General features: G+C 42.4%; 25 protein-coding genes and 2 pseudogenes. 11 read left to right on the top strand and 16 right to left on the bottom strand.

Annotated features, from left to right (window positions below; translation table 11 throughout):
- The first annotated feature begins 2 nt into the window (after nucleotides 1-2).
- A complete protein-coding gene (locus V7K76_RS17640; protein WP_334779583.1) occupies nucleotides 3-1,673 on the top strand; it encodes a fasciclin domain-containing protein in 1,671 nt (556 codons plus the stop codon).
- 309 nt (nucleotides 1,674-1,982) lie between these two features.
- On the opposite strand, the gene V7K76_RS17635 is transcribed toward V7K76_RS17640, so the two are convergent.
- Nucleotides 1,983-2,618 (bottom strand): HAD-IA family hydrolase, encoded by a 636-nt coding sequence (locus V7K76_RS17635; RefSeq protein ID WP_334711117.1) that lies wholly within the window; start codon nucleotides 2,616-2,618, stop codon nucleotides 1,983-1,985.
- Nucleotides 2,593-3,566, bottom strand: a pseudogene (gene queG, locus V7K76_RS17630) (tRNA epoxyqueuosine(34) reductase QueG). Before queG ends, V7K76_RS17635 begins: the two are co-directional and overlap by 26 nt.
- 221 nt (nucleotides 3,567-3,787) lie before the next feature.
- On the opposite strand from queG, the gene V7K76_RS17625 reads away from it, so the two are divergent.
- Complete coding sequence (locus V7K76_RS17625; RefSeq protein WP_334779581.1) at nucleotides 3,788-4,219, top strand: ketosteroid isomerase family protein; 432 nt, start codon at nucleotides 3,788-3,790, stop codon at nucleotides 4,217-4,219.
- 246 nt (nucleotides 4,220-4,465) lie between these two features.
- Here V7K76_RS17625 and V7K76_RS17620 read toward each other — a convergent pair whose 3' ends face one another.
- From V7K76_RS17620 to V7K76_RS17610, 3 genes are all read right to left on the bottom strand, one after another.
- Nucleotides 4,466-4,891: an ATP-binding protein gene (locus V7K76_RS17620; RefSeq protein WP_334779580.1), complete on the bottom strand. Its 426-nt coding sequence runs from the start codon at nucleotides 4,889-4,891 to the stop codon at nucleotides 4,466-4,468.
- 3 nt (nucleotides 4,892-4,894) lie between these two features.
- Nucleotides 4,895-6,568 carry a SpoIIE family protein phosphatase gene (locus tag V7K76_RS17615; RefSeq protein ID WP_334779579.1) on the bottom strand — a complete coding sequence of 558 codons (1,674 nt, stop codon included), beginning with the start codon at nucleotides 6,566-6,568 and terminating at the stop codon, nucleotides 4,895-4,897.
- A 163-nt stretch (nucleotides 6,569-6,731) separates the two neighbouring features.
- Entirely contained in the window at nucleotides 6,732-7,451 is a 720-nt protein-coding gene (locus V7K76_RS17610; protein ID WP_334779578.1) for a response regulator transcription factor, read from the bottom strand.
- 329 nt (nucleotides 7,452-7,780) lie between these two features.
- On the opposite strand from V7K76_RS17610, the gene V7K76_RS17605 reads away from it, so the two are divergent.
- Together V7K76_RS17605 and ftsE are read left to right on the top strand one after the other, a co-directional pair.
- The gene (locus tag V7K76_RS17605; protein ID WP_334779577.1) at nucleotides 7,781-8,536 is read left to right on the top strand and encodes a WecB/TagA/CpsF family glycosyltransferase; all 756 of its coding nucleotides are present in this window, start codon (nucleotides 7,781-7,783) and stop codon (nucleotides 8,534-8,536) included.
- A 230-nt stretch (nucleotides 8,537-8,766) separates the two neighbouring features.
- Entirely contained in the window at nucleotides 8,767-9,513 is a 747-nt protein-coding gene (gene ftsE / locus V7K76_RS17600) for a cell division ATP-binding protein FtsE (protein WP_334779576.1), read from the top strand.
- A 465-nt stretch (nucleotides 9,514-9,978) separates the two neighbouring features.
- Here ftsE and V7K76_RS17595 read toward each other — a convergent pair whose 3' ends face one another.
- Both V7K76_RS17595 and V7K76_RS17590 read right to left on the bottom strand, forming a co-directional pair.
- Nucleotides 9,979-10,788 (bottom strand): armadillo-type fold-containing protein, encoded by an 810-nt coding sequence (locus V7K76_RS17595; protein ID WP_334779575.1) that lies wholly within the window; start codon nucleotides 10,786-10,788, stop codon nucleotides 9,979-9,981.
- A 186-nt stretch (nucleotides 10,789-10,974) separates the two neighbouring features.
- The gene (locus V7K76_RS17590) at nucleotides 10,975-11,559 is read right to left on the bottom strand and encodes a hypothetical protein (RefSeq protein WP_334779574.1); all 585 of its coding nucleotides are present in this window, start codon (nucleotides 11,557-11,559) and stop codon (nucleotides 10,975-10,977) included.
- A 533-nt stretch (nucleotides 11,560-12,092) separates the two neighbouring features.
- On the opposite strand from V7K76_RS17590, the gene V7K76_RS17585 reads away from it, so the two are divergent.
- Nucleotides 12,093-12,989: an alpha/beta fold hydrolase gene (locus V7K76_RS17585; RefSeq protein ID WP_334779573.1), complete on the top strand. Its 897-nt coding sequence runs from the start codon at nucleotides 12,093-12,095 to the stop codon at nucleotides 12,987-12,989.
- A 293-nt stretch (nucleotides 12,990-13,282) separates the two neighbouring features.
- Here V7K76_RS17585 and V7K76_RS17580 read toward each other — a convergent pair whose 3' ends face one another.
- Nucleotides 13,283-13,816, bottom strand: coding sequence for a DUF4330 domain-containing protein (locus V7K76_RS17580; RefSeq protein WP_334779572.1), 534 nt, complete (start codon nucleotides 13,814-13,816; stop codon nucleotides 13,283-13,285).
- A gap of 392 nt (nucleotides 13,817-14,208) precedes the next feature.
- Between V7K76_RS17580 and V7K76_RS17575 the strand changes: the two genes are divergently transcribed.
- The gene (locus V7K76_RS17575; RefSeq protein WP_334779571.1) at nucleotides 14,209-15,072 is read left to right on the top strand and encodes a M48 family metallopeptidase; all 864 of its coding nucleotides are present in this window, start codon (nucleotides 14,209-14,211) and stop codon (nucleotides 15,070-15,072) included.
- A gap of 360 nt (nucleotides 15,073-15,432) precedes the next feature.
- Here V7K76_RS17575 and V7K76_RS17570 read toward each other — a convergent pair whose 3' ends face one another.
- Entirely contained in the window at nucleotides 15,433-16,188 is a 756-nt protein-coding gene (locus tag V7K76_RS17570; protein ID WP_334779570.1) for a metallophosphoesterase family protein, read from the bottom strand.
- A 269-nt stretch (nucleotides 16,189-16,457) separates the two neighbouring features.
- Here V7K76_RS17570 and V7K76_RS17565 point away from each other — a divergent pair, with 269 nt between their 5' ends.
- Complete coding sequence (locus V7K76_RS17565; protein WP_334779569.1) at nucleotides 16,458-16,742, top strand: DUF2470 domain-containing protein; 285 nt, start codon at nucleotides 16,458-16,460, stop codon at nucleotides 16,740-16,742.
- 183 nt (nucleotides 16,743-16,925) lie between these two features.
- Here the strand turns inward: V7K76_RS17565 and V7K76_RS17560 are convergent, their stop codons facing one another.
- Complete coding sequence (locus V7K76_RS17560; RefSeq protein WP_334779568.1) at nucleotides 16,926-18,995, bottom strand: chromosome segregation ATPase; 2,070 nt, start codon at nucleotides 18,993-18,995, stop codon at nucleotides 16,926-16,928.
- Between the two features lie 154 nt (nucleotides 18,996-19,149).
- Nucleotides 19,150-20,055 (bottom strand): Hsp33 family molecular chaperone HslO, encoded by a 906-nt coding sequence (gene hslO, locus V7K76_RS17555; protein WP_334779567.1) that lies wholly within the window; start codon nucleotides 20,053-20,055, stop codon nucleotides 19,150-19,152.
- A gap of 471 nt (nucleotides 20,056-20,526) precedes the next feature.
- Here hslO and V7K76_RS17550 point away from each other — a divergent pair, with 471 nt between their 5' ends.
- Entirely contained in the window at nucleotides 20,527-20,913 is a 387-nt protein-coding gene (locus tag V7K76_RS17550) for a hypothetical protein (protein WP_334779631.1), read from the top strand.
- 38 nt (nucleotides 20,914-20,951) lie between these two features.
- Here the strand turns inward: V7K76_RS17550 and V7K76_RS17545 are convergent, their stop codons facing one another.
- A complete protein-coding gene (locus V7K76_RS17545; RefSeq protein ID WP_334779566.1) occupies nucleotides 20,952-21,329 on the bottom strand; it encodes a biotin/lipoyl-binding protein in 378 nt (125 codons plus the stop codon).
- Nucleotides 21,330-21,334: 5 nt separating this feature from the next.
- Here V7K76_RS17545 and V7K76_RS17540 point away from each other — a divergent pair.
- A pseudogene (locus tag V7K76_RS17540) lies at nucleotides 21,335-21,841 on the top strand (ATP-binding cassette domain-containing protein); the annotation flags it as partial.
- 17 nt (nucleotides 21,842-21,858) lie between these two features.
- Here V7K76_RS17540 and V7K76_RS17535 read toward each other — a convergent pair.
- From V7K76_RS17535 to hisD, 4 genes are all read right to left on the bottom strand, one after another.
- Nucleotides 21,859-22,473 (bottom strand): hypothetical protein, encoded by a 615-nt coding sequence (locus V7K76_RS17535; RefSeq protein ID WP_334779565.1) that lies wholly within the window; start codon nucleotides 22,471-22,473, stop codon nucleotides 21,859-21,861.
- Between the two features lie 62 nt (nucleotides 22,474-22,535).
- A complete protein-coding gene (locus V7K76_RS17530; protein ID WP_334779564.1) occupies nucleotides 22,536-22,688 on the bottom strand; it encodes a Uma2 family endonuclease in 153 nt (50 codons plus the stop codon).
- A gap of 19 nt (nucleotides 22,689-22,707) precedes the next feature.
- Nucleotides 22,708-23,133 carry a universal stress protein gene (locus tag V7K76_RS17525; protein WP_334707442.1) on the bottom strand — a complete coding sequence of 142 codons (426 nt, stop codon included), beginning with the start codon at nucleotides 23,131-23,133 and terminating at the stop codon, nucleotides 22,708-22,710.
- Between the two features lie 358 nt (nucleotides 23,134-23,491).
- On the bottom strand, nucleotides 23,492-24,793 hold the full coding sequence (hisD, locus tag V7K76_RS17520; protein WP_334779563.1) for a histidinol dehydrogenase: 1,302 nt from the start codon (nucleotides 24,791-24,793) through the stop codon (nucleotides 23,492-23,494).
- A gap of 861 nt (nucleotides 24,794-25,654) precedes the next feature.
- Here hisD and rpsT point away from each other — a divergent pair.
- Both rpsT and V7K76_RS17510 read left to right on the top strand, forming a co-directional pair.
- Complete coding sequence (gene rpsT / locus V7K76_RS17515) at nucleotides 25,655-25,951, top strand: 30S ribosomal protein S20 (protein WP_334695566.1); 297 nt, start codon at nucleotides 25,655-25,657, stop codon at nucleotides 25,949-25,951.
- Nucleotides 25,952-26,036: 85 nt separating this feature from the next.
- Nucleotides 26,037-26,816: a TatD family hydrolase gene (locus tag V7K76_RS17510; protein WP_335029903.1), complete on the top strand. Its 780-nt coding sequence runs from the start codon at nucleotides 26,037-26,039 to the stop codon at nucleotides 26,814-26,816.
- The last annotated feature ends 144 nt before the right edge of the window (nucleotides 26,817-26,960 follow it).

Genomic DNA, 26,960 nt, shown 5'->3' with positions numbered 1-26,960 from the left:
CCATGTCTAGTTTGTTTCGTTGGTCATCAACAAAAGTTGCTTTCCTACTTCTGGGAATGACAGCTGCGACAGTAACTCCCATTGTAATTTCTACTCCAGCTTTATCTCAAACTACTGTTCCATCTACACCATCAGGTACACCAGCACCAACTTCAACAGTTAATTTGTCTGATGTTTCCTCAGATTATTGGGCGCGTCCCTTCATTCAAGCCCTAGCCGACAATAACGTAATTGCTGGCTTTCCTGATGGTACTTTTAGACCGAATCAACCTGTGACTCGTGCTGAATTTGCCGCCTTGATTCAAAAAGCTTTCAGTAACCAAAATCGAGTTCGGCAATTAAGTTCTGGTGGATTTAGTGATGTTCCTGCTAACTACTGGGCGGCTTCTGCAATTCAAAACGCCTACGAAACTGGATTTTTGGCAGGCTATCCTGGCAACGTGTTTAAACCAAATCAAGAAATTCCTAGAGTGCAGGGGATTGTTTCTTTAAGTAGTGGCTTGGGTTTGTCTGGTGGCGATGCTAATACTCTCAGTAGTTACTACAACGACGCTTCAGCTATCCCCAACTATGCTGTTAATAGTGTGGCAGCAGCGACACTAGGTAATATTGTTGTGAATTACCCGGATGTGAAACAACTCAATCCGCAACAGTCTTTAACTCGTGCTGAAGCTGCGGCATTATTATATCAAGCTTTAGTTAAGCAAGGAAAGCTGCAACCCATTGCTAGCAATCTTCCAGCTAGTCAGTATGTTGTCGCTGGGACTCCAACCAGTACCGATATTGTTACTCTTGCTGCATCCAGTAGTTCTTTTACAACTCTGACTTCTTTATTAAAGACATCAGGTTTAGCAGATGTTCTTCAACAGGCTGGGCCTTATACAGTTTTCGCTCCCACCGATCAAGCATTTGCGGCTTTGCCTACTGCTACTTTACAAGAGTTACAGCAGCCAGAGAACAGAGAAGCATTAATTAAGATTTTGAGATATCATGTGGTTCCCGGTGCGGTAACTGCGAGTCAACTCTCGCCTGGGAAACTGGAAACCGTTGAAGAAAGACCTGTAAATATTCAAATCGATCGCGCTAACAATCAAGTCGAGGTGAATAATGCCAGAGTTATCCAGGCAGATGTTAAAGCTAGCAATGGTATTATCCATGCAATTAACCAAGTCCTGATCCCGCCTGATGTTAACATCAGTAAGTTAAATCAACCGCCAACAGGAAATAATGGTACGCCTGACGTGACAGTAGGTAGAGCTACTCGTGGTGGCAGAAGCTATATCGGGGTTGCTGGTAACATTGGTTTGACCGGAGACAGTACAGCTCTAGGCGAGGGTAACTTTGCAGTGATTAGCAAACTTGGTCTGACACGCAATATATCAGTGCGACCATCGGTAATATTTGGGGATAATACACTGTATCTGGTTCCCGTTACTTTGGATTGGTCTCCTAGCACAGCAGGTTCAGTGGGTAAGGAAACGTTCTCTATATCTCCTTACATCGGTGCTGGTGTAGCTATTGCCGCTAATAATAATACTGATTTTGGATTACTGCTAACTGGTGGTGTAGATATTCCTCTCGGTTCTAAATTTACGCTAACGGGTAGTGCAAATGCTGCTTTTGTCGATAATACTGATGTAGGAATACTATTAGGAATTGGCTACAACTTCTAAATAGAACCACAACAATACAGTAGTATAGCGGTTCTCGTTTGGATACAGGGCACAGCAATGCTGTGCCCTTACAAATTAGCTTATCTGTTGGCTTCCATGCCCGCCAGGGAATAAATTCCTGGGCTTTTAGCTTAAGTCTACTGAAGTAGACTGGAGATTTTTGGCGATATTTTAGTCATCTTCAGATGACTTTAGCTATGAGGCGGGAATTGAAATTCTCGGCGGACGAGCGGTTTCGCGTTAAGTTGACACCAATAAACATGTTGTGCGCCTACGGGTCTACCTCACGCTTGTCAATAAACCCTATAATTAACCACCATTCATCACTTCTAGTAGTTCACTAGGCCGCTCAATTAAATAATCTGGATTTTGCTTGGCGAGTACTTCTGCTGAGTTAAAGCCCCAAGTTACTGCAATCACTTGGATATTTGCTTTCTTTGATGCTTCTATATCTCTGGTTTCATCTCCAACATAAATAACTTCTTGTGGTTTGAGTTGCTTTTGCCGCAATACATTATTAATAATCGTTGTTTTGCCAAAAATTGTAATTCCTGAGTAGATAAAATCAAATAGATGATTTAAATCATTGATTGTGAGGAATTGCGTAACATTTTCTTTAGAATTAGAAGTTATAATACCTAGTTTATATCCTTGATTTTGGAGTTCTATTAATGCTTCTTTAATTCCTGGAATTGGCTTTAATTCGGGGATTTTGTTTTTTAATTCCCCTTTAACTTTTTTAACTAGAAAAGGTATTTTAAATAGAGAAACTCCAGAGTACTTAATAATTTCCCTAGATGTTAAGTTCTTGAGAAAGGCTAATTGTTCTGGATGTATATGTCTATAACCAAAGTCTAAAGCTAGACGATTAGCAATACTTACAAGGGCATCTACTGTATCAGCAATAGTGCCATCAAAATCAAAAATAATTACTTTCGGGGTCATTCTTTGTCTGGATGCGTCAAGATTAGCTAGGGCGTTGCGTCGTAACATTTCTGGCTTAATCCGCCGCAAGGCAGATGCTGGAAATTGTTTATCCCACTCCTGATCTGAGATTTGGGCTAATTCTAGCAGCTTGGGAGCAATATTCCCAGGATAGGGCTGAAACTCTGCAATATCAGTTGTTTGGGCAAAACGTTGATTCCAAGGACAAACATCTTGGCAAATATCACAGCCAGCAACCCAGCCTTGCAAATGAGGTGTGATTGTCTCTGGTAATTCCTCGGCGCGATTTTCAATGGTATGATAGGCAATGCAGCGATTAGCATCTACAACAAAAGGCTGAGTAATTGCACCTGTAGGACAAGCCTGAAGACAACGAGTACAGCTACCACAGTGTTCTGTATGCGGGCGATCGCTCTCTAATTCCAAGTTGGTCAATACTTCTCCCAAAAATACCCAAGAGCCATATTGCCGTGTAATCACATTACCATTCTTGGCAATCCAACCAATTCCAGCAAGTTGAGCCAATACTTTATCTTGCACTGGGCCGGTATCTGCATAATAAATAGCTCTTATGCCGCCATCAAGAGATTCTAGCCACATAGATAACTGCTTGAGTTTTTTATGCATCACCTTATGGTAATCTCTTCCCCAACCATAACGAGAAATTTTGCCGTATTCCTCACTTTCAGGACGTTGATGTGGTGTATAGTAATTCAGCGCTACACATACTAGCGATCGCACTTCTGGCATCACTAAGCGAATATCCTGACGCTTTGGGTTAGCCATCCATTTCATATCGGCGTGATAACCCAGTTCAATCCATGCTTGTAACCTCTGCGCTTCTGTGGCATCTACCCTACCTACAGCAGTAATTCCAACTTTATGAAAGCCCAACTCGCTGGCTTTTTCTTTCACCAGACTGCTGCTTGTTACGGAATCGTGATTCATTTTTTTATTTGGATTTTGCCTAACCAAAGGCGACTTTAGTCTACATTATGTAGTCAATACTTTTGATTAAGATTTATTACTCACTTTACATATAGCCACTCTTAAGACTTCCATCGTGGGGAAGATTTACCAATATATAGCAATCTATCTCAATGGCGGCTTTCTTTTGACATATTTTTGTACTGAAATTAATATTCAGCTAACATAATACAGGTAATTTTATGACTTCTGCTGAATTTATATCCCCAGCGCAGCTGAAAGCTGAATTCCAGATTGAGGGAATTACAGAAGCAACTGTACTGCGTTATTTTGAAACCTTAAATGCAGGCGAATTTGAAGCAACTGCTGCCTTATTTGCCGTAGATGGTGTGATGCGTCCACCATTTGAATCTGATATTGTGGGGGCAGATGCGATCGCAGCCTACTTAAAACAAGAAGGTCAAGGCATTAAAGCTTACCCCAACTCAGGAATAGCCGAGACTTTAGAAAATGGTGACATCCAAATCCAGATCAGAGGTAAAGCACAAACTTCGTGGTGTAGTGTGAATGTCTTGTGGCTATTTATCCTCAACCAACAACGCCAAATTTCATATACTAGAATCAAACTTTTAGCTTCCCCCAAAGAGTTGCTTTCTTTACGTCGTGAAAAATAGCAAATAAGCTGGGCGGGCAAGATGCCATTGGTGTTAACTTAGGGAACTCCAAGAGATAAATTATCCAATTCTGTGGGGTGGGCAACATGAGCGCCCAGTTCATAGGGCAGGCGAGACGCCCACCCCACAAGAGTTAATTGGATATTTTTTATTTGGAAGTCCCTTATTCAGACTCCTGAATTCTGAATTCTGAATTCAGGAGTCTGAATTCAGAAATAACATGACTTGAAAAATAGTAACTTTCGTTTATTGGACTAATTCAGGTAAAGTAGCTTCTAATTTGAGACAGTTAGCACCATTAATCTGCAACTTGTAATCGACTTTATCCATAAGACGATTCATAATCAGCCAACCATAACCACCTTCTTGTTTTTCTATCGGATTTGGAGCGTAGTAGTTAGACATATCAAAACCTTCGCCGTAGTCCCAAATTTCTAGGGCAAGATCCCGATCTTGCACTTCCAAACGTAGTAAAATCGGTAAATTTGGTTTATCCCTGTGAGCATGACGGACTGCATTTGAATAGGCTTCCACTAAAGCCAGTCTCAAACGACTTGATTGCCGCGACCAATCTACAGATTCTCCTAGCTGAATTTTCAAGCATCCCAGCAACCAGTTTTCGACAATATTCAGAAAATTCAAGTCACTTGGGACATGAAGCTCACTTTTCATGACTTACAAAATCTCCAGCGAAAGTATAGTTTGATCATCTTCTTGAACGTGATTATCTGCCTGGATGCGAGCTAGTAAATGGTTAAGAGAAAGTGGTTGTTGCTCTTCTTGTAGGAGTTGCCAAAGACCATCTTGATTCAGCATCGAACGGTTCTCTGGTTCAACCCCAGGCACAGTTTTTACTGATGAATCAGGACTACTTGATACCATTGCTTCTGTAATTCCATCGCTTGCTAGTAACAATATGTCTCCAGTAGCGAGAACCAAGCGACCAGATTGTGCCTGCCACTTCGGCAAGATCCCTAAAGGAACGCTACGGACTTTGAGGTAATTGGGATTGTCAGCTAAAGTCGAACCGCGTGACCATAATAGTGGATAGATATGACCGGCATTAGTGTAGACGAGTTCCTTAGTGCTAGGGGTATAACAAGCTAACACAAGAGTGATAAAATAATTGTTGCTAATTAAATCTTCACTGAGAGCGTGGTTGAGGTTCTGCATAACCACATTCGGCTCTGCTGGCGTTTCTTGAGATAATTCTCGGCGCAAAACTGAAATAATACTAGCCATAAATAAAGCAGCTGGGACGCCCTTGCCAGAAACGTCACCCACCGCCAACCACAAATCGCCTTTGGGATGGACAAACACTTCAAAAAAATCGCCTCCTACTTCCCGCGCCGGATAGCAACAGGCTTGCACCTTCACCCCTTTGATGTCAGGTAAAGTTTGGCGTAGCAAATTGTATTGAATTTGGCGAGCCACTTCTAACTCAGTGTGAATCTGCTGTTGTTTTTCTTGGAGGCGCTGGTAGAGTTTTGCTTGAGAAAGGGCCAAGGCTGCTTGTTCAGCAACACCTGCAATCAGTTGGATGTCTTCATCTTCCCAAGGGCGATCGCGTCCCCATTGGTGCAGGGCCAGCACAGCTAATAGATGCTGCTGATAGCTAAGTGGTACAACTAGATGGTGACAAGGATTACCATCATAGACATCTTGAGAAAGTTGATAATGACGAGTTTCCAGGACTTTTTCGATTAAAATACTGGGGTCAAACAAACAATCAGATACAGGAGATTTAGGATCGTGGTAGAAGAACTTGTCTTGTATCAGGCGATCGCCCTCGACTGGTCTGAGTAAGCAACTGGTAGCCTCAAATGTTTCTCCAATAGTTGCGACAATTTTTTGTAGCATACTGTCGTAGTCTAAAGACTCCCGAATTGCCGTTGTCACCGCATTAACCAAAGATTCTCGCCGTAGGGCCCGACGCAACTCTTGGGTACGCTTCTTAACTAAGCGATATGTATCAGTAGCTTGCTCAACTAAGCCTCGAAGCCGTTCAGGATTCCAGGGTTTGGTAATGTACTTGAATACCTGACCAGAGTTAATCGCATCGACCAAATCTTCGACATCAGTAAAACCAGTTAACAAAATCCGAATCGTGTCTGGAAAGCGTTCTACGGTGCGACTAAAAAATTCAGTCCCATTCATTTCTGGCATTCTTTGGTCAGAAATAATCACCGCCATTTCGCCAAACTGATCTAAGATTTCCATAGCGCCAAAGGCATGATTGGCTTTATATACTTGAAAATCTCGCCTAAAAGTGCGGTAGAGTAGATCTAAGTTATCCGGCTCATCATCTACCACCATGAGCTTAAGTTTTTCCGCCCCATTCTCAGCCATATTTGACTTTTTTTTCACATATTTGAATGGCGAGATAGTATGATGTTTATCTCACCTGATAAATAACAGAAAATCAGAGAAGCCATTCACTTTGAAAATATAACTTTCTCAAAGTTTTAAGTTTCTCTCGATCGTCCTCAATTGTTCCACACCAAAATTAAATTTATCCAACTAACCCAGAACGCAAGGCGCGGACTGCTGCTTGGGTACGGTCATCGGCACATAGCTTATTCAAAATATTGCGAACGTGAGTTTTAACAGTGCCAACTGTGATGTAAAGTCTTTCCGCAATTACTGCATTACTACAACCTTCGACAATCAACTGTAACACTTCCAATTCCCTTTCTGTCAGGGTGTAAGGTTGAATTCCTTCCAGATTCTCAAGAGAATCTGGGTTAGGGGCAATAGTTTTAGTACCGACAAAAGCCGATTCCAACTTTTGGGGATTTTGTTGCGCTTGTTGTAATACAATCCGAGCGATCGCTGGATCGATCCAGGCGTTGCCATTGTAAGTTACTCGCACTGCTTCCAGCAAATTATCAAATTTGATATCCTTCATACAGTAAGAGTCTGCACCAGCAGCAAAAGCTGCTAACACCGCTTCTTTGTTATCCCGCAGCGTCAAAATTAACACTTTTGTAAGTAGCTGCTGCCCATTAGTACTAGATTTCACCTCCCGTGTTAACTCAATGCCATCCTTATCTGGTAAACCAATATCTACAATGGCAATATCTGGTCGTACCATTTTTAACATCTTTAGCCCCTCAACAGCATTGGCAGCTTCACCTACAACTTCAATTTCATCCTTTTGCTGTAGTGCTGTCCGAATACCTACACGAGTTAGGTCATGATCTTCAATTAAAGCGATACGAATTTTACTCATAGCCAACTTCAGCCCGTTACACTACCTTAACCATAAAGTCGAGTTTCGTGACATACTCCCACACTAACCGCAAGTAGTATAGTGGGGGCTTCTGTTCCCGGAACCAGAGTTGTGAGTTGAGCGTTTTATACTGAGTGAATATTAAACTTTAACAATAAAAGTTGGACTGGTTCAGCCCAAGTACAAGCGCCCAATACTAATTAGTTTAATTATGCTTTCTATTCTTGCAGGACAATGGGGAGTCTTTCCTGTCAAAGTTCTAATATAAAAAATTTGATAAACTTAACATTCATGCAAAACCTGGTGTGAGGATTACTCAAGAATAGGCTATGTCTAACGGCAATCAAGCATTTTCAGTGTTGGGGATACCAGTTCATGTGATGGCTAACTATCCAGGCTGGTTGTTAGAATGCCTGCACGCAGGCAAAGGAACTCATGTAGTAACGCTCAATGCAGAAATGACTATGCAGGCAGAGCGAAATCAATTATTAGCTCAGGTTATTAAAAATGCTGAACTCGTGATTCCAGATGGAGCCGGGGTTGTTCTGTATTTACGCTGGCTGTTATGGCAAAAAGTGCAGCGTTTTCCAGGGATTGAATTAGCAGAAAAACTTTTGCAAGAACTTGGGCAACAGAAGACAGGAACAAAGATATTTTTCTATGGAGGAGCGCCTGGAGTCGCTGCAAAAACGGCAGATTTTTGGCAGCAGCAAATTCCAGATATAAGTATAGTAGGCACTCACTCAGGCTACCATTCCCCAGAAGAAGAAGTGCAATTACGACAAACTCTTGCTCAATTGCAGCCACAAGTGATTTTTGTCGGTTTGGGAGTGCCACGTCAAGAGTTATGGATTGCCGAAAACCGCCATTTGTGTCCTCAAGCAATTTGGATTGGTGTTGGTGGCAGTTTTGATATTTGGTCGGGAACTAAAACTCGCGCTCCCGCCTGGTTAGGAAATAATAATTTGGAATGGTTATATCGGCTTTATCAAGAACCTTGGCGCTGGCGGCGGATGTTGGCTTTGCCAGCCTTTGCGGTGAAAGCGTTTGTTTATCGTTTGACAGCAAGGGGTGCAATTAGTTAAGAGTGCTGAGTGCTGAGTTCTGAGTGCTGAGTTCTGAATTCTGGGTTCTGAATTCTGAGTTCTGAGTTCTGAGTGTTATTACTTAGTTAGTATTAAAGCCTTCAAAAAGTTTTAAATTTTCTTTGTTGAATTTAAATTCCCAGGCGAAACCTGGGAATCCTTATTTTTGAGGGGAACGTCACATCTGAGACACCAAGCTGTTCGGTTGTGGGTATGAGGAAAATTTAACAATGCCAGTATTAACAACTCAAGTTAAGACAGATAAATCTGTTCATAGAAAGGATAGTGAAACTCAACAGCGCGGTAGCAATACTACTGCAAAGGTGCTATTGCAATCTGTAACCAAGACTTATGCTAACGGCTGTCATGCCTTGTTGAATGCGAATCTTGAGGTGAAAAAGGGAGAATTTCTGTTTATCACAGGGCCAAGTGGTTCTGGTAAATCAACGCTCTTGAAACTGCTCTATGGCCAGGAGTTGCCTACACAGGGAGAAGTAATTGTTGATGAATGTAATGTAGCGGATTTGCAGGGCGATCGCTTGTCATTATTGCGGCGACGGATTGGTATTGTGTTTCAAGACTACAAACTCATTAGCCAGCGAACAGTAGCAGAAAATGTCACTTTTGTGCTGCAAGCTCAAGGATATACCCGTAAAGAAATTCAACGGCGCTTGGAACCAACCTTAAAGCTAGTAGGTTTACTGAGTAAAGCTGACTGCTTTCCAGATCAGTTGTCTGGGGGAGAGCAACAACGGGTAAGTATTGCCCGTGCGATCGTTGGTACACCACCCTTGCTGTTAGCGGATGAGCCTACTGGAAATCTCGATCCAGATAATTCCTGGCAAGTGATCCAGATTCTCCAAAAGTTAAATTCCTTTGGGGCTACAGTAATCGTCACCACCCACGATGAACAATTAGTACGGCGGTGCAATCATCCGATAGTGCAAGTCCGCAATGGAAGGCTATCTCGAAAATAAGGACTGGGGACTGGGGATTGGGTACTGGGGATTGGGGGCTGGGGATTGGGGATTGGGTATTAATTAGGACTTATCATTTAACTAATGACCAATGACCAATGACTAATGAAACCAATTCGCAATTCGCAATTGAATCAAGACAGACACTTCGGGGTGGGGTTTCAACAACCCTTGGGATACAAGGACTGTTTCGCCCACAAGGGGCGAGGTTTTAAACCTTCACTTTTTTCATAAACTTTGACCGAAAACGACTCATGATACAAGCCCCTAAAATTTATTTATGGGGATCATTAAAACAATTCGCAATTCGCAATGACGCTCGTTCGCCCTTGGCGTCTCCCCTTGGGAGAAGACTCGCTAACGCTGCGCTAACGCAATTCGCAATTACGTTTTGGGTCGGGGATTTAGACCCCGACCCAAAACGGGCTGCCTGTAGAGGTAGGGGACTTAAACCCCCAAAGTTGGTTAATTTTGAATTTTGAATTTTGAATTTTTAATTCGGAGCGATACAGGTGTGAAAGTTGTTGCTGTTTTGGGGGATAAAACTTGTAGGCGATGGTCTCCGACCGACCGGAGGTCATCGCAAGCTTGTAAACTCTTAAAAGCTGCATCTCGAACTACAACTTCTTCCTCTCGACTCAGTAGGAGTTGCAAGCATTCGACAATATCTTGTTGCACTGAAGAATCAACTCGCTTACGGCTGATCAATTTAGTTAGTTGACGTAGGGCAATCAACCGCTTCAATGGATCTTTTTCTGTTAAATTGACCAATAACTGATCTAGGTGGTCTTCTTCGCGATTTTCATAGAAGTTGACAATTTGCCATACCAATAAAACTAAAGTTAACAGGGTTCCTACACCTTGCGCGATCGCACCAGCAGCAATCCAGTGACTATGAGAGTCAACCCATATTGCCGCTGCCATGTAAGTGCTGACAGTAGCAATACCACCACTGATGACTGCTAAGGCCAAGCGACGATTTGAACTGTTTAAGAAATTACGTATTTTAGACCAGCGTAACTGCCAATCCCACTCCTGCATTGAGTAAACCAATACCATTACCCCAATGCCGATTAAGAGAGCCAATAGGAGTTTCCAGTTCCACAACAACATGGCGATGACGATTGTCAAGAACCCAAGAAAGCCCCCAGGCCCAGAGAAGCGCCTAAATGTTTGCTGCTTTATGGCTCCCTTTGTCTTGAATTTTGTCAGCGACCAGTTCCAGTCGGGGATCTGGTTGATCAATTGCTGCCAAGAAGACGAAGCCTGTGCCACAGTGTTTACCTAATTGATTACGAAATTACTTATTGTATAAGTTTTACTATGGATGAAGAAAGAATGAAGGTTCAAACCGCAAAATGTCTGGTTTGATAGACGGATAGTAGACTAGTACAGCACAGCGCAAATTAAGATACCATTTTCAACGGCTCAGAGCAAGGGCATCTTGTACGTAAGTCTTAATTAAAGACAAAAACGAAAATTATCAAGGGTGAATTGTCCATCAAAAGCACAGAAGGTAACGCTGTAGATGTTATTCACATTGATAGATAATAAGGTATTAGGGGAAATTACTGAGTCTGAGTTGGCAAGATTAGAGGCTGGTAGTACAGTTTGACCAAGCAGTTGCCGATCGCGATCGTAGGCGGAAAGCACTAGCCGTTGCGAACTAGTGACAAAGGCGCTAACCGAATTAACCGGACGCAAAAAAGTAGCTTCTAAAAATCCGCTTTTGGGCGCTCCCATTAAAACTGTTAGCCCTGAATAGGTTGGAAACGCTGGATTTGATGGCTGTATTGCTAGAGAATTATGAAAAATGACTCCCCAACGTTCATATTGCCGCTCTACTGCTTCAAAACACTTCAAGTCTTCTAAGTCTAAAGAAATACAAGTAGGTACAGTAAATCTGGCAGCATCAATAGCTGGCTCGACCTGACCCCGCCAAACTGAAGCTTTAATCTCGTTTTGTATACTAAAGTTGTCAAGTGCAAATTTAGCGTCTTCAATCGTTAGTAGTTTATTTGATTGAAGAGTAGCCTGCTTTACCATGACATCCCGCCTTACCATTACTTAGATAATAATCAGATTACTTATACATTAAATACTATTTTTCCACATCATATAGAAGTAGGATTAATAGCTTACTAAAACAAGCGTTTTCACTATATGTTAACGCTCAAAATTATTTATCGGTTTTTTGATAGATTACCATAAAAACTTATGCTGAATTCAGGCTTGAGTGATACTCGCTACCATGAAAAATCCTTATAAAACAGTATTTTCAACGTTAATTTACTTTTCATCATGAAAAAAAATCACCAAATCTTTACAAGTAATCTAGTAATTTTATATCTACTTAATCTGACTGTGGCAAGAAGTCTTAGGTGATTGGTTCGTGGATAATAACAATGACCACGAAGTTTGAACTAAACACGTAAACATCTAAAGTGACTAAAGAAGAGACGGAGGAGGAAAGATGCGTAGACGTGGAGAAATAATCAAATACTTTCTTTGTATCCCTGCATCCCAAGTTTCTTTTTTCACTCATGCCAACTAATCACTACAGTTAACAAAAAATACTTATGTTTCAACCACTGGGATTTGAACAACGCTCCATAAATACCTCACTAGGTAGGATTGTATATTATACTGCTGCTGGAGCGCCTTGGGAGGGCGATGTGACTGCCAAAGACGATCGAGAAACTTTGGTATTTCTGCACGGCTTTGGTGGTGGATCTTCTGCTTATGAGTGGTCGAAAGTTTATCCAGCTTTTGCTGCTGAATATCGGGTGATTGCGCCGGATTTGCTCGGTTGGGGTAGGTCTGAGCATCCGCCACGGAGTTATAAAATTGAAGATTATTTGACGACGATTCGGGAATTTTTCGAGCAGACTTGTACAGGGCCAGTAACAGCGATCGCTTCTTCTTTGACCGCAGCATTTACAATTCGAGTAGCAGCAGATCATCCTGATTTATTCAAGTCTTTAATTCTTACCACCCCCGCCGGACTTTCGGACTTTGGTGAAGACTACTCCCGGAGCTTTTTTGCCCAGTTAGTTAGCGTTCCCGTTGTTGATCGTTTACTTTACAGCACTGGAATTGCTACTAGTGGTGGTATTCGCGGTTTCTTAGAGCAACGGCAATTTGCTAAATCTAATCGAGTCTACCAGGAAATTGTAGATGCTTATCTACAATCTGCCCAACAGCCTAATGCTGAGTATGCAGCACTATCCTTTGTACGTGGCGATTTATGCTTTGACTTATCCCTTTACATTCAACAGTTGACGACTCCCACTGCCATTATTTGGGGAAAACAGTCAGAGTTTACAGGGCCTTCAATTGGTCGCCGCCTTGCCGAAATCAATCCCCAAGCAATCCGATTTTTTCAACAGTTGGAAGATGTCGGATTAACACCACAGTTAGAATTACCAGCAGTGACAATCGGTTTAATTCGCAAATTTTTGCCTCTGCTTAATTAGGGACTTCCAAATAAAAAAATATCCAACTATTTATTGTGGGGTGGGCGTCTCGCCCGCCCAGCAACCAAAGGCGGGCAAGATGCCCACCCCACAAGATTGGATAATTTATTTCTTGGAAGTCCCTTAACAGGATCAAAACTCCCCTCGTGGTTTCAGGCTATATATAGCAATCCTGAATTATTGGTGATAAATCAGATCCCCGACTTCTTAAAGAAGTCGGGGATCTGCTGGTTTTAATTCTCACGAATCAAATAGGATTACTAGAGAAAATAGTATGAACAAAAGTGAGAATACTATTTGTCTTTCAATCTAATATCAATGACAGTTGCATTGAAGTTGTAATTAAAGCCTTCTAACTCAAATGGCATTCCAATTTTTACTTTACTGTTACCCAAAACTGGCCCACTTTCAGTAACTTGGGCTTTGCCGTCTAAAGTCAAAAGAAAATCTGTACTATAATTGTTAGTCTTGGGATCTGGAAGTTCTTTGACAGTGCCATCAGGTTGGAAAACATTGACTGTTCTAGGTAGCTGTTGAATAGATTTGATCTCAATTTGTCCGTAGGGTTGATTGCGGATAATTACATTAGTTTTTTCGCCTTTTTTTAACCCGTTATCGATTAATTTTTCCGGGTCACGTACATTCAAACCACGAACTACTAAGTCTACTTCGATGGGTACTGTTTTCGCACCGACTTGGGCAACAGAACCAGAAGTTCCAGGAAAGACAAAGATGCCAAATATAACTAGCATAATTACCAGTGCAGCACCTAAATCTAGGAGATTTATTTTTCCAAACAAGCGACCTTTTGAATCTAAAATAGCCATAAAAACTTTTCCGAGGTAATAGCGAAGTAATTGATTGTAGCAAGAAGGTTTTCGATGGGAACGGCAATTTTCCCTATTTGGTAATAACTCAAAGCATCCGGGGATTGCGGTTATGCGACAGTTTATCACGAGTTTGTAAGTTCAATAAGCAGCAGCTAACCCTAAAACTTTTACTTGTTAAGACTGACGCAGCTAGAAAGTAAAATCTAGTGTTTAAACTTATCTCTAGAGAGAATCCCTAGTTTCCCGCATCTCGGTAGATTTGCCTAAGAATTATCTATATAACAACTCCTTTGGGCTGAAGTTAAGAATGCAACTTAGAATACTTTAAATCCGTCTCATAATTTGTCCCATTATTTTATGTTCTCCCGAAATAATCTTCAGAGCGTATTATGTTCAACTGGAAAGGTTTTGTTACAAATTACCATAAGTGGCGGCGTAGCTGGTTTTATCCCCTAATTTCGGTGGTAGTTGCTCTGAGTCTGTGCCTAAGTACACCCTTGCCTGGAAGAACTTTAGATTTCTTGCCTCTTCTACTCCAAGGATTTCAGGCATTTCAGCTTTCTAATATATCTCCTAATCAAGAAGTTGATCTTGGTAAGCAGATTAATCAGGAATTAGTCAGCAGTCAAGTCCGGCTTTACCGCAATCCCGAAGTTAATCGTTATGTAGAACAAGTTGGTCGGCGTTTAGCAGCGAATAGCGATCGCCCCGATCTCCCCTATACTTTCCAGATAGTTCAGGATGACTCTATTAACGCCTTTGCGACCTTGGGCGGCTATGTATATGTCCACACAGGTTTGCTGAAAACCGCAGACAATGAAGCGGAACTAGCAAGCGTACTCGCCCATGAAATTGGTCACATTGGCGGAAAACACGTAGTCAAGCAGATGCAGCAAAAAGCCCTTGAAAGTGGTCTATTAACAGCCGCCGGCTTAGATCGGAATTCAGCAGTGCAAATTGGCGTACAGTTAGCGCGAGACTTGCCACGCAGTCGTCAAAATGAATTTGAGGCTGATCAAAGAGGACTGCGAACTTTGACACGTACTGGTTATTCCCAGTCTGCAATGGTTTCTTTTATGCAAAAGCTGCTGAAAAAAGGTGGTTCTGCGCCGACATTTTTGAGTACACACCCTGGAACTAGCGATCGCATTGATGCCCTCAGACGTGCAATTAACTCTCAACCTAGTAATGAAAAATATGGCTTGGATAATGCTAGTTATAAAGCTAATGTTCGAGCATTAGTGAGGTCTTGACAAGATTGGGCATTGGGCATAAAAGTAAAAAGAACCAAGTGAAAAGTAAAAAGAAAGATAAAACAGGAGTCAGAATTCAGAATTCAGAATTCAGAATTGGTGAATACTCTACCCATAAAGGGATAGAGTTTTAAGGCGAGAATATTTTAATTTGTTTCGCCCACCATTCCACTCGCTTTTAACCAATATTCATTACCGACTCGTACAGAATTCATACGCTCATTCTGACCGGAGCAACGGAAACGTCTCCGGCTCCGCTCCTGAGTTCTGAATTCTTCTTATAAATTCAATATTTCTTTTAACTTTTAACTTTTAACTTTTAACTTGTTTCTTTTCCCCTGCTCCCTGATCTCCCCACTCTCAATTCTGATTGCGGCGAGCAACTTTGATTTTAGCTGGATCAACGGTAATTACAACCTCTTCTAAAGGCAGGGTACGAACATAGTTTTTAAAGATATTAACTTGATAAACCAAGTGATTTGTGACATCCAGTCCAGTCAACCAACCACTCCGGGGATGATAAGCGCCAGTATCTATGTCTAGCCATCCCCTCCCTTGTGCTAGTTTCCCAGGGGAAACACCAGGTAGGGTAAAGGTAATAGTGTGACCGATAATAATTTGCTTATCTGGGAAGTAGGGTTTTTCAATGCTGTGAAATTCCTCTCGTATCCAGCACAGTTCATCGGCTGTTTGTTCTGTCACCGACTTGGAAGGGTCAACACCAGCATGAGTTAACCAAATATCCCCCAAGTCAAGGTATGTAGGCAAAGCTTTTAACCAATCCAGATGGTCGTCAGGAATTGGAGCTTCTTTATAACTGGCTACAGTAGCTTGCCCTCCACCATACAGCCATGCCTGCATCGTTGAAGAAGAAGTTTTTTCATTGGTCAGAATGTTTAATAACATCTGCTCGTGATTTCCCAGTAAACATGGGTAGTTATTTCGTTTGACAAAATTAACTACTTGTGCGCTATGAGGCCCGCGATCGATTAAGTCTCCCAGAAAATAGACTTGATCCTCTGACGTGGGGGCGATCGCCTCCAACAATGTCATTAAACCTTCATAGTGTCCATGCACATCCCCAATTACAATTCGTCTGGGGCTAATTTCGCTCATTGTCTCTTAGCTGCAATAGTTTGGCTAATACTTCTGCTACAGTTTACGCTGTCTGCTTTCCGCAATAGAAGGTAAAAATACTGGATAATGTTTATTTTATTTTAATTCTTGTACCAGTAATAAACTTAACTTATCAAATATATACAAGGGCAGTTGTTTTTCAGATATCACTTATAATGACGATGGCTGAAGACTAGCTTTTTCTGCTAATTTGAACTACTGAGCCGAGAATTTAGGCTCTTGCCATATTCATCACTTTCAACTTCACAATGTCTAAGGATTTCTCTACTGAAATTAGTTCGCGCATCTGCAAGCACATGAATGACGATCATGCTGATGCTGTAATTATTTATGCTAAAGCTTTTGGTGGTGTTACAGATGCAAGTGCAGCCGAAATGCTGTCAATTGATGCACATGGTATGGATTTAACAGCGCAAGTAAATGAGGAAGCTGTACAAGTTCGCATCCAGTTTGATCATGTTTTAACAGATGCGGAAGATGCCCATCAAACTCTGATTGCGATGGTGAAGCAGGCGCGGGTGAAGGCTAAATAGAAATCGCTTCAGCTTAGAGCCAATCTTGTTTTGCTTATTGATTTCTCAAACTTGCGGTACTAGTCTGTCAAATTATTTTGACGGTTAGAGAGACGCGATAAATCCGCGTCTCTACAAAGAATTTATCCATCAATCATTTATTGACAGACTATTACGGTTCAATCAAATGAAAAATGTTGTATATTACTGCCCATTAGTAGTTGTTGATTGAGGAAATGGTAGAGATTCAGACTGAGGCTGAGGTTTCGGCTGAGGATTGAGAAAATCCTGCCAAGCCTTAATTTGCTCTTGTGCTGCACTGTAAGCAGCACTACCGCGTGGAATCGATTTAGCAATGTCAATGCCTCTAGCAATATCAGACTGACCTTGAGAGCGTGCTATTTCTAACAATTGCTGACTCCATTGGTCAATAGCCTGATTCGCATCCATACGTAAGATGCTATTGTTGGAAACGCTATCTGCTAGTCGTATTGCCTCAACCAAGGCTTCTGGAGTGCCAGCCGCCCCCACTTCCTGGGCTTTTTTCCAGTTTTCTCTAGTGCGGATTTGCCCTTCCCAGTCATTGATTGCAGCTTGTGCGTCCCCAGAAAGCGCCCTTCCTGATGAAGCAATTTGCTGAGCTGCGTTAATGGCGGCGGTGAGATTTCCACTCTGAGCCAGTTCTTGTGCTTGATCTAAGTAGGGTTGGTCTTGAATTCGTTGAATCTTTCCGACCCAAGTACGAATTTTTTTCCGTGCTTCTGGATATAATGCACGACCTCTCCGAATTTCGCTAGCCTGGGCGATCGCAGCTTGCAAGGAGTTAATATCGTCGAATATTGCTATCTGTTCGGCGCGGTCTAAGTAAGGTTGGTCTTCAATTGTTTCTATTTGGGCAGTCCAGCGATCCATCTCTTGCCTAGCTTCTGTACCCCTGGGATTGCTAGCAGGAATTAGCTGTATTTGGGCGATCGCTGCTGTTAAATTAGGCACTGTTCCCTGGCTAGCCAATATTCTCGCTTTTTCTATATTGGCAACATCTTCAATTTCCAGCTGCCAACGAGCAATTAGTTGCTGCGCCTCGTTATATACTGGTCTGGAAGGAGAAATCTGTTGTGCTTGAGCGATCGCTGCCTGTAAACCAGAAACGTTACCGATCCAAGCACTCCTTTTCGCGTCAGCTATGGCAATAAAGTCATCGGTTTCACCTTGTAGTTTGGTACTTTCCGGTATTTGCCTAGCAATATTCAGCGCTTCATCGGCATCTTTATTATCTAGTTTTGCCTGTGCTAATTCCAGCATTTTCCGTCCAAATGCGGGAATCGCTTGTTGAGCTTTTTGGTAAAGGTAACTTTCTTGGCCAATGGACTCGGCTAACTTGATTGCCTCTAATAAATTATCGACTACTTTGCTATTTGCTAAACTTTCGGCTTTGCCTAACTTATCCCCATCTTCGCGCGCTGTGGCAATTAGACGATTCAATTGGTCGTATTTCGTACCCGCCCAATATTGATTGTCTACGCGCAGCATTTTGGCAGATAACATAAAGGCCGATTGCCAGCGCCGTTCCTTTACTTCGGCGATCGCACTGTTGTATGTGGTTTCTGCCTTTGACCAAATTAACTGCCATTTCCCAATTTGTTCATCGACTAACTTATAAGCTGCCACATCTTTGGGTATTTTCTTAGCAGTAGCGATCGCTTCTTCTAAATTCCCTGTTTGGAAACTTTCATCAGCTAGCTTCAAAATATCCCGCGACCATTCTTCGATGAAACGATCGATTTCTCCATGCAACGGGTGATTTTGTGGTAGTTGCTTCACCAGAGCGATCGCTTGCAATAGGTCGTTAACTGTTTGCTTAGAAGCCGCCAACTGAGCGCAGTGTAACCGCACAGAAGCACTAGCTAGAGGCCAGAAAATTGAGGGGCAATTAGGAGCAGCTGGCAACTTGAACAGCATTGCCATTGCCAAGAATCCTACACTGCCGGGAATCAACATTAATAGTACTAGCCACAATGTCCAGCTTTTCATCCAGCGTGGCCATTTATCAGAATTATTACTGATTGGGGCTGTTTTTTTTGAATTACTATTTATAGGTAATCCTTTCTTATGGTTTTTTTTTCGCCGCTTCACTGACTTGGAGTTAGAACCAGTAGCTGGGGCATCAAATGGCTGAGTTTCACCGAATTGCTCTGTTCGGGATAATCTTTTGTTTTGATCTGGCTCTCTTCCACTGGCTCTTGACCAACTGTCTGGAATATCCCGCTCTGTCATCTCTCACACCAAAATAATTGAATAGCGCTCTGTTTTAGATCGATAATTCCATTGTTGACATAGTAACTTTCTCATGATTAAAAAGCTACTTTTTTGATTATCTCTCTCCACAGAGTACCATTATCAATCTAAAAAATCAGTGCTATTTTATACTTTATCCTGAAATAGCAGATTCAGCTTGCAAATCGGCAATTAGTTGAGCTAACTGATCGTTGCTTGCCTGGTAGACATTACCGCAAAAGTCGCAAGTTGCTTCAGCACCATTATCTTTAATAATCATATCTTGCAGTTCAGCTTCTCCCAAAATCTTCAATGCCCCCAAAACGCGATCGAAAGAGCAACCACAGTGGAAGCGCAGCATTTGCCGTTCGGAAAAGATTTCCAGCCCCATATCTCCCAACAAGTCGCCAAAGATTTCCGGTAAAGTCTTCCCAGCTTGCAACAATGGCGTAAATCCTGCTAGACTGGCAACCCGTGATTCCAAAATTTCTACTAGAGCTTCGTCTCTGGCGGCTTTGGGTAATATTTGTATCAGTAATCCTCCAGCCGCAGTTACTCCCGTTGCTCCCACAAACACACCTAAAACTAAAGCTGAAGGTGTTTGTTCGGAATTCACCAGATAATGAGCTACATCATCACCAATTTCGCCAGAAACTAGTTCTACAGTACTAGAGTAAGGATAACCATAACCGATATCCCGCACAACGTAGAGATAGCCGCCACCTACTGCACCACCAACATCTAGCTTACCTTTAGCATTGGGAGGCAATTCTATAGATGGATTACCGACATATCCGCGTACTGTGCCATCTAAGCCGGCATCTACCAATATGCCGCCCAAAGGCCCATCGCCCTTTACCCGAACATTAACCCTCGATCCAGTTCGCTTCATACTAGAAGCCATTAACAAGCCCGCCGCCATAGTCCGGCCCAGTGCTGCCGTTGCCACATAAGAAAGCTTGTGGCGCTGCCGTACTTCTTCTGTTAAACGTGTGGTGATCACACCTACGGCACGAATTCCACCTTCGGCTGCTATTGCACGAATTAACTGATCCGCCATGAATAACCTTACATTTCTTAACAAGTTCACTTTTTCTATTCTAAGTTCTCTGCTGCGAGAAAAGTAACTTAGTAGGATGCTACGCAAATAAACGGCTGTTATTGGTCATTGGTCATTGGTTATTAGGCAATACAATTCAGTTAAGACTAAATTTGTCAAAGTCAATTTTTTTTAACGTAGACGCGGAGCGGCTTGCCGCAGGCTACCACAGAGACGCAGAGGGCACTGAGAGAAGAGAAATAAGCTGTCGCGCATTTAAATTTGATAATTTAGCGCCTGAAACCGTTTCCTGTCTTAGATTGCCTTGTAAAACTACATGACGAACAGCTTAGAGAGGATTTTTGCGTCAGTTTTGGGATATTTTTTTATTTGCAAGTCCCTTAGTGATTTACAAAGGACTAATGACTAATGACTAAAACTATTTGCAATATTAGAAATAGCGATGTCTCATCTTTAGGTAATCCGAGAAAAATGCTGGGTAATTTTCAACAAAGCCAACTGCGGATCGAAATCGAAGCATCAACAGATGCAATTCGTGACAGTCTGCTGCATCCGGTACAACTAGAAAAATGGCTGTTAGGACAACGCTTTGCGCCAGGAATGCCAGAAGAACTGCTTCCCGGATTCCAGTTTACAACCTGGACTGGGCCAGTTGCGATTCATCATCAAGTAAACGTTGTCAAATCCAACTGTCTCCGCTTGATACTCAGCGGAGGTATTGATGGGTTCCACGAATGGTATTGGGGAGAAGGTTGGGTACAGTCCCGCTTGGAAGGAGTTTCAATTTTGCCCTTAAATTTGGGTCAAACCCTGAGTTTGTTAAGCTTGCGTCAGTTTTTGGCAACTCAAGAACGTTAAATCGACTGAACGTAGAGACAAGGGGATTTTCTTTGTCTCTATAGGGCATCGAGTTGAGCTGCTTGCTGCTGGTTTTGTTGAATATTCCCGATGAGTTGGCTTTTTTTGGTTTCGAGTTGAGAGGAGTCAATGTAGGCGATCGCATCTCCTTTTTTCACTACTTGATTCTCTTTCACCAAGATATTTTGAACAGTTCCCTCCATCTTTGCTTGCACTATCCGTATTTCCCCGTAGGGTCTGACAGTTGCAGTTGCTTTAACTGTGACGTTGTACTTGGTGATAGCTGCAAGGGTAACTGCTATACCAAAAGTGCTGACTAAAAACAGCCCACCCAGAGTTGTCCAAAGACTAATAAGGGGCAGAAATTCATCACTTTTAACTGGGCGGAGAAAGTCTGAATTAGGGTCGCTAATCATGAGTGCTTAATATTACTTGTCTCCGCCAACAAGTTATTTTGGTTCCCCAAGAAGCACACTTTTGGAGTCGGTCAATTCTAGAAAACTTCCGTTTAGGTTCGCCTCACGTTACTTTCGAGGAAATTGTTACCGCTTGTCAAATTGCGGGGGCTGATGATTTTATCAGCAAGCTACCCGACAAATACCAAACCATTTTAGGTGAATTTGGTGCAAATATTTCTGGCGGACAAAGGCAACGACTGGCGATCGCACGCGCTATAGTAAACAAACCACCAGTTTTGATTTTAGATGAATCAACTGCGGGACTCGACCCTGTGAGTGAAGCAGAGGTTTTAGATAAGCTGCTGTTTTACCGTCAAGGCAAAACCACAATCCTGATCAGTCACCGTCCTAAAGTAATCAATCGCGCTGATTGGATTGTACTGCTTGACCAAGGTAAATTGAAAATCCAAGCGTCTCTAAAGAAGTTACGCCACGAACCAGGTGAGCATTTAGATTTTTTAAATCCTTAAATTATTTTTAAACGTGTTTATGAACCAGAAATAATACCTACAATAATTTTTACCAGCGTAGATAAATCTTCTGGAACTTGATAGCGTTTCTGGTCTTGAGTCACCTGACGATTCCCACGATGGTAAACCCCAAAACGCCAGTCTTCACCAGTGGTAACTGCACCATATAGAAGTTCAGATGTAGATTTAGTCCATTGATCGAGTGCCACTAATTCAATAGCGAGTTGAGTAAATCCTCTAACTAAATCTGATTGTTTGGCTTCGATAACTAATAAATTTTGAGGTGCTGCAATATAGTAGTCGAGAGTCCCTTTCAGATAGTCGTTGACAGCAATAGAATACTCGATATTGAGTCTCTGATTAGTTAAATGGCATACTTCAAACAAAATTGGGCCAATTAAAGCTTCGCGTCTAGTAGTTTCATTAACTAAATCAATATGAGAGAAATTACGCCGAAGTTGCTGCTGTAAAAATTGGATATCTAAAGTTTCTGATGATTCAGGTAATGTGAGATTTTTCCTTTCAATAGTGCAATTTAATTCGGCTAAAATATCATCAATAGTGAAAGGCAATTCAAAATATCGGCTGAAAGTATAAGATTCACCAACTTGAAGAATGCGGCGGGAACTCATAAAAAACCTCAGCCAGATTTATCCTGTTAATTTTATACAAACTTAGTCAACTAACTGCCAATTTAAACAATGATTGCGTCTGTTACCGCGCCATGTTGCCCACTTCCCAAACTCATGGGAATTAGTTCTCCATTAACCAATTCATAGCGCGTATCAGTGCCATCATCATATTTCAGGTATTCCTCAAAGGTTAGTTTTGGGGTGGTTGTAGTCATTGCTTCCCCTTGTAAATTTTTACCTTGGTTTTACGACCAATACTGAACAATTAGCCTCTTCTACAACTTGACTGCTAACAGAACCCTGAACAATTCGCTTCATCCCCATCAACCCTCGACTGCCAATTATAATCAACTCAGTTTTATAAATATTGGCAAGACGAATAATTTCTTCAGCAGGATCACCAGTTACTAGTTCTAACTCACTTGTGATTGATAACTTTTCCTGATAGGATTGCAGCTGTTTTTCAACCTGAAAATAAGAAAATGTTGGTGACTCTGGCTGAGGACGATCGGCGGGTAGTTCCATTTCTGACTCTGGTGTGGGAAACACATGACAAAGAATAACCTTGGCATCTTTTGACAAAGCCAAATTATCTAAAGTTTGAATTACTCGTTCTGAAATTTCCGAACCGTCCAGAGCTACCAAAATACTATTTAGCACCGCTCTCGCCTCCTAAAGAGTAGACCTCTTACATCAGTATCTAGCAAAATCCGTCGGCGGCGACACTAAACCAATTTTTATTTGTTAATTATATGTATTTGAGAATAGTTGAGGCTGTACTATAGGTCAGTTTCACGCCACTTTTATACGTATTACCTTGTAGTGACTGGGCTAGAGAAGTTTTTCACGAGTTTCTGGGAAAGGAAAATTCTCTCCCAGAAACTACCGTCGGTAATGCCCGACTTGTGGACGCTTAAAGAGAAGCTGAAGGTAGGATAGCAAATGGCGTGCGTTAGTGTAGCTTACCGTAGGTATCACTATCCAAACTTTTAGTAACAAAAAAATTCAGCATTCCAAATCACTCTTCTTGCTGAACTCGGCGTCGTACTGAATCGGCATGAGAAGGTAAACCTTCTGCTGTTGCTAGCACATCAATAGCACCAGCCACATTTTGCAGTGCGGTTTGGGAGTATTGAATAATACTGGAGTGCTTGAGGAAAGTTTCAACCCCCAATGCCGAAGCATAGCGGGCAGCGCCAGAAGTTGGCAAGGTGTGGTTAGGGCCTGCCAAATAGTCTCCTACGGCTTCTGGTGTTGAGTAACCTAAAAAGATTGCCCCAGCGTGGCGAATCTGTGGTAGGAGTGCCCACGGGTCTTTGATTTCTAATTCTAGATGTTCGGGGGCAAATTCATTTGAGAGTTCTGCTGCTGCTTCGAGCGATTCCACAACGATAATCAAGCCGTAGTGAGCGATCGCTTTTTCTGTGTCTATTCGCCGTGGATGATCTACTAGCTGTCTTTCCAAGGCTAATTGCACGTTTTTCGCCAAAGCAGCATCCGTCGTCAACAAAATTGCTGCCGCCATTGGATCGTGTTCGGCTTGGGCTAGCAAGTCAGCAGCTACATGCACCGGATTTGCGGTTTCATCGGCAATCACCAGCACTTCGCTGGGGCCTGCCAAAGAATCAATGCCGACGGTGCCGTAGACAAGTTTTTTCGCTAGGGTGACATAAATGTTACCAGGGCCAGTAATCACATTCACTTTCGGAATCGTTTGTGTACCATAGGCTAAAGCGGCGATCGCTTGTGCGCCCCCAATGCGATAAATTTCTTGCACCCCTGCTTCTTGGGCAGCTACCAAGACTGCGGGATTAATTGCACCACCAGGGCCTGGTGGTGTCACCATTACCACGTGGGGTACAGCAGCAACATGAGCCGGAATTGCATTCATTAGCACTGTACTGGGATAGGCGGCACGGCCACCAGGCACATACAACCCGGCTCGATCTACGGGGGTGTAGCGTTTGCCCAGCACTACTTCATCGTCGCCAAAATGTACCCAGCTTTTCGGTACACGCTGACGATGAAACGCTTCAATTTTGCGGCAAGCTAGCCGAATTGCATCAAGCAATTCCTTTGACACCTGTTGATAGGCTGCATCTAATTCCGAGCCTGTAACTCGGAGTTCTTCTGCTTTCAAGGTTTGTTTGTCAAATTCGGCTGTGTAATGCAATACAGCTTTGTCGCCTTGGCGCTTCACTGCTTGCAAAACTTCCCGCACCGTTGCTTCTTTGTGAAGCACCTGTTCGTCATGGGTGCGATCGCAGATCCGTTGTAGTTCTGCTCTAACGTCTGCCTGCTGAGTAATGATTCGCAGCATGGAGTAAGGACAATGCCAAAATTATAATATTGCCATCTGAGATTTAGTATTGCTCTTGACCCACTGGGGTGTGCAAGCTGACTCTAATTCTCTTCTCTAGCTTAACCTGAATTTTTTTGATACTCTCAAGACTACCAGCATATAGTTTGCTTGATGAGGCAACTTAATTGCTCAGTTCCACAAGCCTCGGTAGGCTAGTAGCAAAAAGCAAGTATGCCATTCCCGCTACCCTTATGCCTTTATTTTCACTACTTGCAGAGTGCAAGTGGTGTATTCACCTAATTTCCCGGATTACAGAGAGTATGATCTGAGTAGAATTTTTACTTGTTTTCCTAACTTTCAGTACTTGTTAATCTGTGTATAGAGACGGTATATCGGTTCTATAGTTAAAAATCCCTGAAATTTAGCTCTTTACAGTTCTTTGCCTCTGACAATACATCCGCTTTACAGGTATAAGATTGTATTTTTTGGCAATCACATTGCTTAATCAGGCTGTGGTGAGTTAGGGTAGCAGTCTTAGATGTATCTGAATATTTTAACGCATTTCCTGAATTGACGAAATACGGAATCGGGGAGTAAGGGACTTCCAACTAAAAAAATATCCCGTCGTTTCGGTGAACAGGGGAAGCAGAGGAGGAAAAATCTAACGATCATCTTCTCTCCCAAAATTGAATAATTTAATTTCTGGAAGTCCCTAAGGAAGAGAGAGGAAAGGGTGGAACAATAACTATTGATTATTCATCCATACCCAATACTCAATCCCAGAATTTTTTTAGGAAATTATAACATTGGCAATTTGGATGCTATATTAGTAAGTCTAGTAGTGTGTGTACATAATTAATAGTATTTTTGGAATTGACTGTGGCGAATACAAAGTCTGCTCTCAAGCGTGCCGAAATCGCAGAACGTAACCGACTGCGTAACAAAGCTTACAAATCAGCAGTCAAGACGCTGATCAAGAAATACATTAATGCTGTAGCTGCCTATACAGCTAATCCTAGCCCAGAATTAAAACAAGAAGTACAAACCAGGTTATCTGAGGCTTACGGCAAAATCGACAAAGCGATTAAACGGGGTGTCCTTCACCCCAACAATGGGGCAAGGAAAAAGTCAAGATTGGCTCACAGACTAAAACCCCTCACCCAAACAGCTGAGTAGTCATTGGTCATCTGTCCTTTGTCATTTTTGACTAAGGACAAACAACATAGACGCGCCAGCGGCTTCCCGCAGGGTAGGACAAAAGATGCAACTGATAGACACGCACGTACATCTCAATTTTGATAGTTTCCAGCCGGATTTAGCAACAGTGCGATCGCGGTGGCAAAAAGCAGGTGTAGTGCGTTTAGTACATTCCTGTGTTCATCCAGAGGAGTTTGCCAGTATTCAATCCCTAGCCCAAGAGTTTCCCGAAATCAGCTTCGCTGTGGGTTTACACCCTTTAGATGCTGAAAAATGGAATAACGACACAGCCGAGAAAATCAAAAATTTAGCAAGTTCTGACTCGAATGTGGTAGCAATTGGGGAAATGGGGCTGGATTTTTACAAAGCTGATAACTACGAGCATCAGCTGATGGTGTTCGAGTCACAGTTAGCGATCGCCTCTGAACTCAACTTACCAGTGATTATCCACTGTCGGGATGCTGCCGTGGCAACCAGAGAAGTGTTGCAAAAATGGCGAGAACTCAAAGGGGAAAGAGTACGGGGTGTCATGCATTGCTGGGGAGGAACGCCAGAAGAAACCCAATGGTTTCTCGATTTAGGCTTTTACATCAGCTTTAGCGGAACGGTAACGTTCAAAAACGCCAAAGCCATACAATCTTCAGCAGCGATGGTAAGTAGCGATCGCCTACTGATTGAAACAGACTGTCCATTTCTGGCTCCAGTTCCGAAACGGGGCGAGAGGCGCAACGAGCCGGCTTACGTCCTTTATGTAGCCGAACAAGTAGCTAAATTGCGTCAGGAAACTGTAGAGGCGATCGCCCATCAAACCACCCAAAATGCCTGCAAATTATTTGGGTTGTAAGTATAGAATATGTCCTAATATCTTTTGTTAAGTTGTGCTAAAAAAAATAAACCTATAGGGGGACAAAAATATGCTAATATTATTCCCTCAAAAACATTTTGCTTGCGTCATAATGATAAAGGAAGGAGCCTAAAACTTCTCATC

The organism is Nostoc sp. (genome assembly GCF_036917975.1).
Classification (GTDB): domain Bacteria; phylum Cyanobacteriota; class Cyanobacteriia; order Cyanobacteriales; family Nostocaceae; genus Nostoc.
The sequence above is the reverse complement of the archived record's forward strand: the minus strand, read 5'-3'. Positions and strand labels throughout refer to the sequence as shown.